13 protein-coding genes are annotated in these 12,850 nt (G+C 35.2%); 6 read left to right on the forward strand and 7 right to left on the reverse strand.

From position 1 onward, the window contains the following. Positions 1 to 7: 7 nt before the first annotated feature. From C0V70_RS05880 to C0V70_RS05895, 4 genes are all read left to right on the forward strand, one after another. On the forward strand, positions 8 to 3,148 hold the full coding sequence (locus tag C0V70_RS05880) for an efflux RND transporter permease subunit (protein WP_102242945.1): 3,141 nt from the start codon (positions 8 to 10) through the stop codon (positions 3,146 to 3,148). Then, positions 3,138 to 3,524: a hypothetical protein gene (locus tag C0V70_RS05885; RefSeq protein WP_102242946.1), complete on the forward strand. Its 387-nt coding sequence runs from the start codon at positions 3,138 to 3,140 to the stop codon at positions 3,522 to 3,524. Before C0V70_RS05880 ends, C0V70_RS05885 begins: the two co-directional genes overlap by 11 nt. Positions 3,525 to 3,543: 19 nt before the next feature. Continuing rightward, positions 3,544 to 4,710 (forward strand): TolC family protein, encoded by a 1,167-nt coding sequence (locus C0V70_RS05890; protein ID WP_102242947.1) that lies wholly within the window; start codon positions 3,544 to 3,546, stop codon positions 4,708 to 4,710. A gap of 83 nt (positions 4,711 to 4,793) precedes the next feature. After that, positions 4,794 to 5,297, forward strand: a complete 504-nt coding sequence (locus C0V70_RS05895) for a hypothetical protein (protein WP_133566727.1) — start codon at positions 4,794 to 4,796, stop codon at positions 5,295 to 5,297. A 6-nt stretch (positions 5,298 to 5,303) separates the two neighbouring features. On the opposite strand, the gene cueR is transcribed toward C0V70_RS05895, so the two are convergent. Beyond that, a complete protein-coding gene (gene cueR / locus C0V70_RS05900) occupies positions 5,304 to 5,693 on the reverse strand; it encodes a Cu(I)-responsive transcriptional regulator (RefSeq protein ID WP_102242949.1) in 390 nt (129 codons plus the stop codon). A 19-nt stretch (positions 5,694 to 5,712) separates the two neighbouring features. Beyond that, a complete protein-coding gene (locus C0V70_RS05905) occupies positions 5,713 to 8,121 on the reverse strand; it encodes a heavy metal translocating P-type ATPase (RefSeq protein WP_102242950.1) in 2,409 nt (802 codons plus the stop codon). Positions 8,122 to 8,263: 142 nt separating this feature from the next. Here C0V70_RS05905 and C0V70_RS05910 point away from each other — a divergent pair, with 142 nt between their 5' ends. Both C0V70_RS05910 and C0V70_RS05915 read left to right on the forward strand, forming a co-directional pair. Next, positions 8,264 to 8,473: a heavy-metal-associated domain-containing protein gene (locus C0V70_RS05910; RefSeq protein WP_102242951.1), complete on the forward strand. Its 210-nt coding sequence runs from the start codon at positions 8,264 to 8,266 to the stop codon at positions 8,471 to 8,473. 90 nt (positions 8,474 to 8,563) lie between these two features. Further along, positions 8,564 to 8,953, forward strand: a complete 390-nt coding sequence (locus C0V70_RS05915; protein WP_102242952.1) for a hypothetical protein — start codon at positions 8,564 to 8,566, stop codon at positions 8,951 to 8,953. Positions 8,954 to 9,032: 79 nt separating this feature from the next. Here the strand turns inward: C0V70_RS05915 and C0V70_RS05920 are convergent, their stop codons facing one another. Genes C0V70_RS05920 through C0V70_RS05940 form a run of 5 tightly spaced genes read right to left on the reverse strand, consistent with a single transcriptional unit; the run spans position 9,033 to position 12,836 of the window. Continuing rightward, positions 9,033 to 9,815, reverse strand: a complete 783-nt coding sequence (locus C0V70_RS05920; protein WP_102242953.1) for a methyltransferase, TIGR04325 family — start codon at positions 9,813 to 9,815, stop codon at positions 9,033 to 9,035. A 25-nt stretch (positions 9,816 to 9,840) separates the two neighbouring features. Further along, positions 9,841 to 10,950: a hypothetical protein gene (locus C0V70_RS05925; protein WP_133566728.1), complete on the reverse strand. Its 1,110-nt coding sequence runs from the start codon at positions 10,948 to 10,950 to the stop codon at positions 9,841 to 9,843. Further along, positions 10,950 to 11,543 carry a YceI family protein gene (locus tag C0V70_RS05930; RefSeq protein ID WP_102242955.1) on the reverse strand — a complete coding sequence of 198 codons (594 nt, stop codon included), beginning with the start codon at positions 11,541 to 11,543 and terminating at the stop codon, positions 10,950 to 10,952. The genes C0V70_RS05925 and C0V70_RS05930 overlap by 1 nt, the downstream gene beginning before the upstream one ends. Further along, complete coding sequence (locus C0V70_RS05935) at positions 11,544 to 12,233, reverse strand: c-type cytochrome domain-containing protein (RefSeq protein ID WP_102242956.1); 690 nt, start codon at positions 12,231 to 12,233, stop codon at positions 11,544 to 11,546. A gap of 9 nt (positions 12,234 to 12,242) precedes the next feature. Continuing rightward, positions 12,243 to 12,836, reverse strand: coding sequence for a hypothetical protein (locus tag C0V70_RS05940; RefSeq protein ID WP_102242957.1), 594 nt, complete (start codon positions 12,834 to 12,836; stop codon positions 12,243 to 12,245). Positions 12,837 to 12,850 lie beyond the last annotated feature (14 nt).

Below are 12,850 nucleotides of genomic sequence, written 5' to 3' on the forward strand. Positions count from 1 at the left end.
GGACATCATGTTAAATTCAATTATTAAATTTTCTTTGAAGAATAGACTGGTTGTTGTTTTCCTATCTGTTGCAATCCTAATTTATGGCGGATTTATTGTTGCTCATTTACCAGTGGACGTTTTCCCTGACTTAAACCGTCCTACAGTAAATATTATGACTGAAGCTGAAGGTATGGCACCTGAAGAGGTTGAAACATTAATCACAGTCCCTTTGGAAAATGCTTTAAATGGCCTACCTGGGGTTAATAGAGTGAGATCTACATCTGGTGTCGGTCTCTCGGTTATATATGTCGAATTTGACTGGGGTACAGATGTATTTAGAAACAGGCAGCTTGTTTCGGAAAAGTTAATAGAGGCCAAAGAGCATTTTCCTTCAAATGCTACACCAGTCATGGGGCCAATATCATCTATCATGGGTGAAATTCAGCTAATTGGGCTTTCATTGGATAAAAATTCAGATGAGAAACTTACACCGGTCGATTTAAGAACTTATGCAGATTGGGTTATAAAGCCACGTTTATTAAGTATTGCTGGTGTTTCGCAAGTAATATCAATTGGTGGTGGAGTTAAGCAGTTTCAGATAAAAATTTCTGCGGAGAAATTAAATTTTTACCAATTGAATTTAGATGAAGTTGAAAAAAATCTCAATCTTATAAGTCAAAATACAACTGGTGGATATTTAAATAAAGAAGGACAAGAGTATTTAATTAGGAATCTTGCACGTGCAGAAAATATTGAAGATATTGAATTAACCGTTGTTGGAACTCATCTTGGGAGAAGTGTTTTAGTAAAGGATATTGCCAAAGTAGAAATTGATGCTCAAATCAAAAGAGGTGATGCGGGTATTAATGGTGGTCCAGGCGTAATTCTTAGTATTGCAAAACAACCCGGGGCCAGCACAATTGATTTGACTGAAAATATTGAAAGCGTTTTAGCCAGTGTTGAAAAATCTCTACCTAAAGGAATTAAACTTCACCCTCATTTATTCAAGCAAGCAGATTTTATTAAGAACTCAATTACGAATGTTGAAGAAGCCTTGAGAGACGCAGGTATCTTCATTGTTATTGTACTTATTTTATTTTTGATGAATGTGAGAACAACTATTATCACATTGACTGCTATTCCATTATCCTTTGTTGTCACATTTATTGTTTTAAAGTTTTTTGGTCTTTCAATTAATACAATGACTCTTGGTGGTCTTGCTATCGCGATTGGTGAGCTGGTCGATGATGCCATTATTGATGTTGAAAACGTACTTAGACGCCTGAAAGAGAATAAACACTCTGACAATAAGAAAAGTGTCTTAACGGTTATCTTTGAAGCCTCTTCTGAGGTTCGGAATTCAATAGTATTTGCTACAATAATTGTTGTTTTAGTTATGATTCCATTATTTTTTCTTGGTGGTTTGGAAGGAAGACTATTCATTCCATTAGGGATTTCATACATTGTCTCACTTATCGCTTCACTCTTTGTTTCACTTACAGTTACCCCAGTTCTTTGCTCATTTTTCTTGGGAAAATCAGACGTACTTGAAAAGCCAGATGGATTCCTAGTAAGATTTCTAAAAAAATATGATAGAAAAATTCTGAATGTTACTCTTGATAGACCTTGGACAGTTTTATCATCACTGGCAGTAATGCTTCTACTTTCACTTGCTTTGGTACCTCAATTAGGAAAAGATTTTCTTCCAAAGTTTAATGAAGGTACAGCAGTTATCGGACTTCTTGCTCAACCGGGTATCTCCTTAGAGGAATCCAATACAATTGGACAAAAAGCTGAGCAGCTAATTTTATCAGTCCCAGAAGTAAGTTCCGTTTCTCGTAGAACAGGAAGAGCAGAACAGGATGAGCATGCAGAAGGTGTTCACTCATCTGAACTAGATGTAGACTTTAAAAAGAAAGAAGATTCAAAAGAGTTGATCAGAGAAAAAGAAGTTGTCTTAAATGATATTAGGGCCAAGTTAAAAACAATCGATGGAGTGGTTTTTAACATTGGACAGCCTATCTCTCACAGATTGGATCACTTATTATCCGGCGTAAGAGCAGCTATTGCCATAAAAATTTATGGGCCAGACTTAAACACGTTGAGAAAAAAAGGCTATGAAGTTAAAACTCTTCTAGAAGATGTAAAAGGATTAGTAGATTTACAAGTTGAACAACAGGTTTTAATTCCACAGATCAAGATTCAAATAAAAAGGGACATGGCCAAAAAATATAATTTACCGGTTGGTGAAGTAACAGCAGGTTTAGAAAAAGCTCTAAAGGGTGAAGTTGTCGCCCAATTATTTGATGGAAATAAGTATTTCAATATATTTATGCGCTTTGATGATAATTCTCGTTCTGATCTTCAAAAAATTGAAAATACAGTTATTAAGATTCTTCCAGATGGGACAAAGATTAGGGTATCCCAGGTTGCAGAAGTTTATGAGGCTACGGGGCCAAATATTATTAATCGTGAGAATGCTCAAAGAAGAATTGTCGTTTCTGCAAACACATCAAACACTGATGTTGAGACGGTAGTTAGTGCTATTGAAATGAAATTAAAGAACCTCAAACTTAAAGAAGGGTATTTTATTAATTATGATGGACAGCTCGAATCTCAAAAGAAAGGTATGCAGCTCCTGATGTTGTTAAGTGCACTTGCGATTGTAGGCGTGTTCGTAGTCCTTTATATGCATTTTAAATCTTCAATGATTGCATTGCAGGTAATGATAAATATTCCTCTCGCACTCATTGGTAGTATTGTTGCAGTTTATTTAACAGATAAAACATTTTCACTTGCGAGCTTAGTTGCTTTTGTAACCTTGTGTGGAATTGCAAGCCGTAATGGTATTATGATGATCACGCATTATATTCATTTAGTTAAATATGAAGGTGAATCTTTTAATAAAGATATGATTATTCGTGGATCATTGGAAAGATTGGTTCCAGTACTGATGACTGCCTTAACTGCAATTCTAGCTTTAATTCCTATAATTATGGCCCGTGGTGAGCCCGGGAAAGAGATTCTTTACCCGCTATCAGTTGTTATTGTAGGAGGGCTATTTAGCTCAACCTTATTAGACATTATCGTCACACCAGTTATCTTTTATAATTTTGGTAAAAAAGCTTTAGAAATAAACACACGAGGAGATTCCGATGAGTTTTAAAAAGACAGCAATGGCCATGGTTTTTGCATTTATTTCACTTTCAATTCATGCGCACGAAGGACACGATACAGGTGCAACAAAAAGTCTGCATGGAGGCATTGTGAAAAAATCAAAGAATGCTTTTGTCGAAATTGTTCAGGATGAAAAGATAGAAATTTATGTAACAGATCATAATTATAAAAATTTGATTTCACCTAATTTTATTGTTTTAGCTTTTGCTGATGTAAAGGGTAAAAAACTTCCTCTGAAACTTGAATCTCATGGTGCAAACCTTAGTGTGTCTACAGATTTAAAAAAAGAAAAGCACTTCAAATTGAATATTGTGTTGAAAATTAATGGTCAAGAAGAACAAGTATCTTTTCCGTTAGAGAACTAAACCTTATAAGGAAAATCTTATGATTATCGACTACGATCAAATAGTAAGACTTATTGAATCGAATTTAGAAGTAAAGGTCAGGCAAGAAACTCTTAATTCTTCCAAAGTAAGGATAGGGTCTTTGGCAACGACATTTGTTCCTGAAGTTTCAGTGTATGCGATAGGTGAAGATTCGCATATGAATAAGATCAGCAAAAATCCTAGCGCAGGTGTCGTTGCTAACGTTAATCTTTTTAATGGTTTTAGGGATGTTGAAAAGAATAAGATTAATAATCTTAGTTACGAGACAAACAGTTTAGAGTTTAAACGGTCTTATAATGAGCAGGTTTTCAAGGCCAAAAAATACTACTTCGATGCCCTGAAAATTTTAGAAGACATTAAAATTTTAACAGAGCATGAAAAAATTAATAAAAATAATAGAGATTTGATATTAAAGAAAGTTGCCAGTGGATTAAGTCCAAAATCGGAAGAGCTGATATTTAAAAAAATTGAATTAGAATTACGCGAGCAAAGGATAAAAAAAGATAACGAATTAAAAGTTACCTATAGTCATTTAAAGAATATCTTTGCTTTAGATAAGAATGAAAAAATTGAGATTGTTGGTGAGTTAGACATCTCAAAGTTTAATTATTCCCCTAATTCGAGGAAAATTGATTTGGCCATAGTGGAATCAAACGAAGCGCTTATAAATGCCGAAAAAAAATCCAGTGGTTTATGGAGAATGCCAAGGGTAAACCTCTATGCTGAAAAGTCTCTTACAAATCATGTGAATGGCGAATTTTTAGAAGAAGAAGATGGTGACAAACAAGTTGTCGGTCTCAAAGTTACACTGCCAATTTTTAGTGAAAAAAATGTTGATTCAATCGAAGATCAAATTAAGTCTACTGAAGTAAAGTCAGCTTTATTAAGAAAAAAGAATCAAATTCGTGAACTAGAGGCCAATGAAGAGCAAGTTGTAATTCAGTTAGATCACTTGAAAAGCATGATTGAAATTTCTAAGAGTAAAGTAGAACTTTCTAAAGAAATAATGAATAAAACTTTTTCTGAGTTTAGACTTGGATTAAAGGAAGCACTTTCGCTTAATGAAGCAACTGCTGATTACCTAGATGCCAGAGAGGACCTTATTGAGCATCAGATAGAGTATATACTTAATATTGAAGAGACTAAAGTTAACGCTTTAGACTAGCTAGTATCGGATGTCACAATATCGCTGTAAGCGGCGTATTCTTATTAGAACTTAACCACGAGGTAAATATGCAACCGAAACTTATGAAAACTGCACTTCTTATTGTTTTTTTATTAGCTATACAGCCCGTTAGCTCGTACGGTTTTCATAGAATAAGCGAAACTTTACCAAGTAATAAAATATTAATTTGCAAAGATTATGATCAGGTTAAAACAGATCAAAAAATTGAAGTTTATACAAAACGCTTTTCAAATAGTAGAAGTGGAAGGGAACTAGTAAAAACGGATGAATTTATGCTTCCGAAAGAAGGGCAAGTCATTAGTCTTCACCATAATGAGTTTCATTCAACAGGAAAATTTTTTCCAAAAACTCATACTGAATTGCTGGGAACAGCAACTGTTGTGAGTCCAAAATTAGTTGGGGAGTCTAGAGTTGTTAATCTAATTCCAAAAGGTAAGCGTGAAACGATTGAAACTAAAACCCAGATTATAACTGAACAGGATGAAGCTAATATCGTTAAAAATTGCTTTGTCGCAGTCCCTGATAAGACTATTAAAATAAAAGACGTTACAAGCGTATCTTTTTAAGCATTCTCATTTTTTTGACAGTCCCTCTAGAATAGGACAGTCTGGTCTATGATCACCTTGGCAGTTGTTTGATAAATGCTTAAGAGTGTTGGTCATCATCTGTAATTCGTGAATTTTTGATTCTAATTGCTTTATATGAATTTGGGCCAGATTCTTGACATCAGAACTGGCCCTGCTTTTATTTCGCCACAAACTTACAAGTTTTTTTATTTCTTTCATTGAAAATCCAAGGCTCCGCGCTTTTTTTACAAAAGATAGTATATGAACATCACTTTCCTTATAAATTCTATATCCAGCGTCTGATCGACCTGCTTTTGGTACGATTCCAAGAGATTCATAATGCCTGATAAGTTTTGCACTCACTCCAGAAATTGTTGATGCTTCTCCAATATTCATTTTACCTCCATTAACCAGGCTATTTGCTAGCTGGTTTCCATTTTCTGAGCATCAATGCATTTGATACAACACTTACGCTACTTAAAGCCATGGCAGCTCCAGCTATAACTGGATTTAGTAGTCCAAAGGCTGCCAATGGTATCCCTACAATATTATAAATGAAGGCCCAGAAAAGATTTTGTTTAATTTTATTATATGTCTTTTTTGAAATTTCTAAAGCATCAGGGATGAGCAATGGGTTCCCTCTCATTAAGGTAATTCCAGCGGTGTGCATAGCAACGTCTGTACCTGTGGCCATTGCAATTCCGACATGAGCAGCCGCTAATGCTGGAGCATCGTTGATCCCATCACCAACCATTGCGACAATATGACCACTTCTTTTTAAATCTTCAATGACTTTAGATTTATCCTGCGGCAGCACTTCCGCTTTAACTTCAAAAATTCCAAGAGACTCAGCTACCTTTTTGGCCGCACCGGCATTGTCTCCAGTTATCATAACTGTTTTTATATTAAGAGCATTTAGCTTTTTAATTGTTTCTCTTGCAGAATCTTTAATTTTATCTGTAAAGGCCATGAGTCCAATTATTTTTTTATTACTTTCATTTGCTAGGTAAGAGACCGTATATCCCGTGTTCTCTAGTTCGAGAGCCTCAGAACTAAAATAAGACAAATCTAATACTTTTTCTTGCATTAGGCGTCTTGTACCAATGATATATTTTACTCCGCCTACATTTCCTTCAAGCCCTCTCCCTGCCAATGCTTTTACTTCTGAGCTGGCTTCTATACTTAATCCCATTTCTTTAGATTTTTCAATAATAGCTTTTGCTAATGGATGTTCACTACCACTCTGAAGAGCACATGAAATTCGAATTAACTCCTCATCCGAAATAGAATTTGAAATAATTTTTGTCAGTTCGGGTTTCCCTTCAGTTAATGTACCCGTTTTGTCAAAAGCAACTACTGTAACAGAATGAGCGATTTCAAGTGCCTCAGCATCCTTAATTAAAATTCCGGCCTTTGCCGCAAGCCCTGTCCCTACCATGATAGATGTGGGAGTTGCTAAGCCTAAAGCACAAGGACAGGCAATGACGAGTACGGCGACTCCATTAATGAGAGCACTTTCCCAGTCACTAGAATATAGGCCCCATCCAACGATAGTTAGTGTTGCTATTAGGATAACAATTGGTACAAATACAGCACTAACTTTATCAACCATTCTTTGAATAGGTGCCTTTGCTGATTGAGCATTTTCGACTAAACGAATAATCCTAGCAAGCGTCGTTTCTGTACCTAAGGCAGTTGTTTCGACCTGAATAAGTCCATCTATATTTAATGATCCACCCGTAACTTTATCCTTTAAATTTTTGACGACAGGAAGACTTTCACCTGTAATAAAAGATTCATCGATTTGTGTAGAACCTGAAATGATTAATCCATCAACTGGAATTTTTTCACCAGGTTTAATAATGACAATATCTCCTAATGACACTTCATCAATGGAGATTTCGAAATCTCCTTCGGGGCGTTTGACTCTTGCAATATTGGGCCTTAAAGACTGCAATGCTTTGATGGCCATTGATGTCTGCTGCTTGGCACGGGTTTCAAGATATTTTCCTAATAAGACAAGGGTAATAACTACGGCTGAACTTTCAAAATAAAGTGCGCCAATTCCATCATGGCCAGCATGTTCACCATATATGGCTATATGGTAGAGGCTTAAACCAAATGCAGCAGTGGTACCTAGAGACACTAATAGGTCCATATTTCCAGAACGGGCCTTGACTGCTTTCCAAGCAGCTATGTAAAATCTCGCACCTAACCAAAATTGTACTGGGGCTGCTAAAAACAGCTGAATCCAGCCAGTGAGCATAAAGTTAAATCCGAATGGTTCAAAAATCATTGGAATGACCAGAGGAGCGGAAAGAGTTGCAGCTATTAAAAGCTTGATATAGTCAGTTTTAAGTTGCTGTGCTTTTTCATTAATTTCTTCTTTTAACTCTGATTTGGCCCTCGAAGCCTTATATCCAGCTCGGGTTATAATTTTAATAATTTTTTCTTCATTTATTAAGTCTTCTACAAACTTAATTTTTGCCTTTTCGGTTGCAAGATTTACGATTGCGCTAAGAACCCCAGGCTCCTTGAGGAGAACTGATTCAATTCGATTCACACAACTGGCACAAGTCATTCCTTCAATTGATAATTCACTCTCTTTTGTTAAAATGTCATAACCGCTTTTTTCAATTGCAGACAAAGCAGGTTTTATAGAATCTTTATTCGTTAATACTAATTTTGCACTCTCAGTTGCAAGACTCACAGTAACAGCAATAACTCCTTCTATCTTTTTAACTTGATTTTCAATACGGCTCACGCAGCTTGCGCATGTCATTCCTTTAATTTGTATATTAGTTTCTATATTTGTGTTTTCCATATAATTCTCCTTTATTATCTTTATCTAATCTTAAAGGTTCCCATAATGGTAAGGTCAAGTGATTATTTTCTTGACCTTACCATTATGGGAAGGATTATACTTCAAAAGAGGCTAATAAGTAGTCTAATTAAAGGAGATTTATATGTATGAAATTAAAGTTTCTGGAATGACTTGTGGGGGATGTGTAAGAAGTGTTACTAACGCATTAAAGTCATTGGATTCTAAGGCAAATGTTAATATTGATTTAAAGTCACAACTTGTAACAGTAGAGAGTGAAAAAGGTCAGGATGATATAGTGTCAGCTATTGAGGAAGCCGGCTATACAATCGTAGAAACCAAAAAACTTAATTAGGTTTCAATTCATTTTTCACTGTCACAAAACTCTCATTAGAGTCGTATACCCTGTACCCGTATAATAACCGATACTTCAGAGAGAAATTTAATGAAAACTAAAATTGCTATTTTTATTTGTCTTTTAACTTTTGCAACTGTTTCTTTTGCTCATGGAATGAATAAATATGGGCCTAATGGGGGATATGTGAGGATGCCTGGTGCCTTCCACACAGAACTTGTTGATAAAGGGACTAAGATACATGTTTATTTATTAGATATGAGTTTCAAGAATCCAACGGTCAATAATTCAGCCGTTAAAATTATATATAAAGGGGCCAGTAATACCGAATATTCATGTTCTAAAGAAAGTGATTATTTTGTTTGTGAAAAACCATCGAGTGCGTTGCAGGGCTATAAAGAAATTAGCATAAGTGCAGTTAGAAATAATAATAAGGCCATAGCTGCTACCTACAATTTGCCTTTAAAGTTAGATAAATAATAGTTTGATATAAAAGCACAGGAAGTGATTCCTGTGCCCATTTGCCCTTTCCAATTCTCTAGGAGGATAATTGAAAAGATTATTTAAAGCGGAAAACGAGACCTCTGTAATAATTAAGTGATCGCTCTTTTTCAAAAGCTATATGACATTTTTTTTCTTCATTACTCCATAAATCTACCAGCTCATATCCTATAGACTCCAAACCTTTTATAAAGTCATTTTCTTTTCTAATGTAATAAGGACAGAATGCAGTACCTATACTTTGAAGAGTGATGGTGCTGGTAGTGGAGTGTAGGGGGAGCATGTTAAAGATTAAGTATTTCGGGAATTTTTTTAATTCAAAAAATTTCTCATGTATCTCCCAATCTAAATATTGAAGAGATCCGCTTGCTAGAAAAAGATCTTGATCAGAGAGATCTTGGATGTTTGACACAAAATTTAGATTTTTTGCACCTCTTTGTTCAGAATATTTTCTCCCTTCTTCAGCAACGCTTGGAACATCACAGACAGTCCAGCTTTCAATTCCAGAAAAATCTAATAATTTAGAAAACGAGTAATAATGAATTCCAATGTGACCGCCAAAGTCAAAAACTTTTTTAATGTCTGTTTTGTAGTTATTCATCCAGAAAAGGACAGGGTAATCTGTGGAATAAATTTTATTTGTTCTTTCCTTGTATAGGCTAGCAGATTCAGTATTGTCGTAACCTTTTGGCTTCGTTTTGGGTGATGAAAGTTCAGCTTCTGAAAATGAACCATAGATTCCTCTAAAGTAGTTTACATTTTCATCTGATGAAAATTTATTTTCAAAAATTGTTTTTCTTAAATCTAAAATTACTGGAAGATTCTTTAAACTTTGTAACATTCTAGTATCTCCGATGACTATGTTTTTATAAATAAAAATGAAACATTAATGAATACAGGTCAGATTTTGCTTTTAATTTAACAATTTCTTCTTTTTGCCAAGCTGTTAAGATTTCGAAGTGAGGTCTTGGGAAAAATTGAAGACCTGCACCATAAGCTGACTTTTTAGAACTGATTATTGTCGGATTTAAATTAGCTAGATCGTAGCTTAAGAAACTTATTAGTCCTTTAATAGGTTCATAATTAAATTTATTCGAAGTAACAAAACCACTTTGTTTTTGGTTATTAGTTTTTATAGACTTATATTGTAAGTCAAATTCATGCATGGAAAAAAATTGAGGATGATAAGAAAAAACTCCCCATATACCTGAGACATTTCTTTTTGAATTATCATCAGAAGCTCTTAAGAGGCTAATGCCTAATTTTTGTTTGTCGTAAAAAAAATAACTTGCAGAGAAGGATACTCCTTCTTCTTTTGCCAATGAGAAGGGGTCTTTGAAATTGCCAAAAAAGGCAGTTGCGAAAGTGCTGATAGTTTCACCTTGATATGAATATTCAAAATTGTAAGATTCTGAGTCAAAACCAAAGTTCAAAAAACGTCGCACATACATTTGATGATTGGGATCATTGAGGCCGTAAAATTTAAGAAATTTACCTGCTCTTATCTGATTATTTGGCGTTATTCTGTAGAGTGCGTAATGTCTGCGACTAAATAATCTTGAATCACTTTCAAGTCCCTTCCTGAGTTCCTGTCTTCCCAATGAACCAGCAATTGCCCAATATTGACTATTGTAAGCCGTATCAAGATCGGCCTGCATAAGAATTGCTCTAGCTTCATTTGCGGTATTGTCTGTTTTAAATGCCTGTAATCCTCTTATGTAGGCACCCACCAATATTCGCTCGCTTTTTGAAATTGAAGGTATGGCATTATAGGCGAAATATTGCTCTGTTTTTCCACCCCAGGTACTAAGTGCAGCTTTTGACAATTCTCGTCCGTAAGGAGTCAATAAGCTGCCTCCTGAAGGACTTAAATGGCAAGTAGTACAGTTTACATAACCGTGTCTTGAAAGCTCACTATAAGAATAGGCCTCCGGTAGAATAAAAATAAAAGTAAAAATTACAGATAAGATTTTCATTATTTTGCAGTAATTATTAGTGGTAATTTAACTGTGATGTTTACATCTTCAGCAACAGTGATTCCTGCAAAAGATGGTATTTCTATTTTATACTCCGAAAGTTTAACTTTTAATTCAGAGGTAGTATTTATAGTTGAGTTGTCTTTATAAGGAGAAAGTATAATTTTTCCGACAATTGATTTTTTTACATTATGGAGAGTTAAGTCACCAATAAAATCAAGATTTAACTCTTTGTTGTTTTTCCAGTATTCCGTAGGAATACTTAAGTTTTTAATTTCAAGTTGAGCAATTTTATTTTCAGGCCTGTCTGTTTGAAGGTAGTTTTCTTTCATATGCTCATCTCGCATTTCCATGCCAGTTTCAAATGAATTTAGATCAACTTTTAAGATTGCTTGAAGTTTGTTGTTTTCAATTTGTACCACGCCATCAACTTTTGCTTTTTCGCCTTTTATTTTTATAGCACTAGGACTTCCAATTGCCATAAATTCTACCGCAGAATTTTTTGAGTCGACTACTATCTTTTCCGCTTGGGCCAATAAAACTGTAGATTTTAATATCGTTAGGACGATGATTATTAATTTTGAATATTTCATTTAATCCTTAGCTCCGTTAATGATCCATTGTTTTACGATTTCAATTTCTTCAGGCTTCAATGCCGCCAGTCCGGATTTAGGAGGGGGCATTCTTTTTCTCGCAGTTGGCAAGGTTACAAGAACAAGCCCACTTTCATCTGGATCACCAGGAGTGATGATCCCATAAGGTGAATCGATCATTTCTTCAGGACTATCAAGACTGACTCTTTCTGCTTCATTACCAGCGGAGTGACATACGATGCATTTTTTTAGCAAGATGTTTTGTTGTATAGATTTAAAAGTTGGTTTTAAGGGTTCTATTTGAATGGGAGGAAGTGAGCTACCATCCAGTGCTGTCTCTGGTGCTCCGGCCTGTATCCAAGTTGCTAAAAGAATCAAATCTTGTTCTGTGAGTTTCGGATAAGGTGACTTTGGCATAGATTGTTCTTTAAGTGCGCTTTGCTTAATTTTTGCGAGATGTCCGACAACCGCAGTATATGATTCGAGATTCACACCTCCTGAATCGCCATGACATGAAATACATTTTGGTGTAAAGATTTGCTGATTAACCATTTGATACGAAATTTTTTCAAGCATAGAAGGATTGAAAGTCACTTCAAAGTTTGATGTTTTTTCTTTGCGATAACTACAACTCAAGAGACTTAAACAAATCCCAAAAAAGAAAATTAATTTAAGTCTCTTGAAAATCATAAGTGCCTATTAGTTAACAGTGTTAGTAGATTCTACTGACCCTTGTTCATTAAGATTCACTTCGAGTTTTTGAGTTGTTGCAGTTGAAATCATTTCAATCCTTGCAACTTTATTTCCTTGGTTGTTAGTAACTTGCATCAAGTTAAGAGACTTAAGTCCAGTTTGAAAAGGCTTTAGCTCAACATGCTCTGATGCATGATCATTTACATAGTGGAGCGATTGCTCAATTAGAGTTGCAGCATCTTTGTCTCCCCAAACAGGAGCTGAATCAGATTCAGTGCCTTCTTTTACAACTTGAGCGATTCCTTTACCCGCAGCATCCATCATCATTTCAACTTGCTTAGTTGTTCCATCGGCTCCAGCGTGTTGACTAGCGATGATCTTAAATGAAGGATCAGTTGGCTTCGTAGGTGTAAGAACAACTAGCTCAAGCGATTTTAATTTTGTGAGGAACGTCTCATCTGCTTTACCTAAAGTAACTAGACGTTCTAGGCGATGGCATCCCAGTTCTACAATTTTAGCATTTCCGATAGCAGCAAAAGATGTAGTAGCAGTAAAAGCAGAAATAGTAAGTGTGAGTAAAAATTTGTTAAGTCCTTTCATGGTTGCTCCTTTTT

It is taken from the genome of Bacteriovorax stolpii (assembly GCF_002872415.1).
Classification (GTDB): Bacteria; Bdellovibrionota; Bacteriovoracia; order Bacteriovoracales; family Bacteriovoracaceae; genus Bacteriovorax; species Bacteriovorax stolpii.

What these genes read in the sequence shown, in the direction of transcription:
- C0V70_RS05880 (WP_102242945.1), top strand. Translation starts at nt 8, where the DNA reads ATGTTAAATTCAATTATTAAATTTTCTTTGAAGAATAGACTGGTTGTT.
- C0V70_RS05885 (WP_102242946.1), top strand. Translation starts at nt 3,138, where the DNA reads ATGAGTTTTAAAAAGACAGCAATGGCCATGGTTTTTGCATTTATTTCA.
- C0V70_RS05890 (WP_102242947.1), top strand. Translation starts at nt 3,544, where the DNA reads ATGATTATCGACTACGATCAAATAGTAAGACTTATTGAATCGAATTTA.
- C0V70_RS05895 (WP_133566727.1), top strand. Translation starts at nt 4,794, where the DNA reads ATGAAAACTGCACTTCTTATTGTTTTTTTATTAGCTATACAGCCCGTT.
- cueR (WP_102242949.1), bottom strand. Translation starts at nt 5,693, where the DNA reads ATGAATATTGGAGAAGCATCAACAATTTCTGGAGTGAGTGCAAAACTT.
- C0V70_RS05905 (WP_102242950.1), bottom strand. Translation starts at nt 8,121, where the DNA reads ATGGAAAACACAAATATAGAAACTAATATACAAATTAAAGGAATGACA.
- C0V70_RS05910 (WP_102242951.1), top strand. Translation starts at nt 8,264, where the DNA reads ATGTATGAAATTAAAGTTTCTGGAATGACTTGTGGGGGATGTGTAAGA.
- C0V70_RS05915 (WP_102242952.1), top strand. Translation starts at nt 8,564, where the DNA reads ATGAAAACTAAAATTGCTATTTTTATTTGTCTTTTAACTTTTGCAACT.
- C0V70_RS05920 (WP_102242953.1), bottom strand. Translation starts at nt 9,815, where the DNA reads ATGTTACAAAGTTTAAAGAATCTTCCAGTAATTTTAGATTTAAGAAAA.
- C0V70_RS05925 (WP_133566728.1), bottom strand. Translation starts at nt 10,950, where the DNA reads ATGAAAATCTTATCTGTAATTTTTACTTTTATTTTTATTCTACCGGAG.
- C0V70_RS05930 (WP_102242955.1), bottom strand. Translation starts at nt 11,543, where the DNA reads ATGAAATATTCAAAATTAATAATCATCGTCCTAACGATATTAAAATCT.
- C0V70_RS05935 (WP_102242956.1), bottom strand. Translation starts at nt 12,233, where the DNA reads ATGATTTTCAAGAGACTTAAATTAATTTTCTTTTTTGGGATTTGTTTA.
- C0V70_RS05940 (WP_102242957.1), bottom strand. Translation starts at nt 12,836, where the DNA reads ATGAAAGGACTTAACAAATTTTTACTCACACTTACTATTTCTGCTTTT.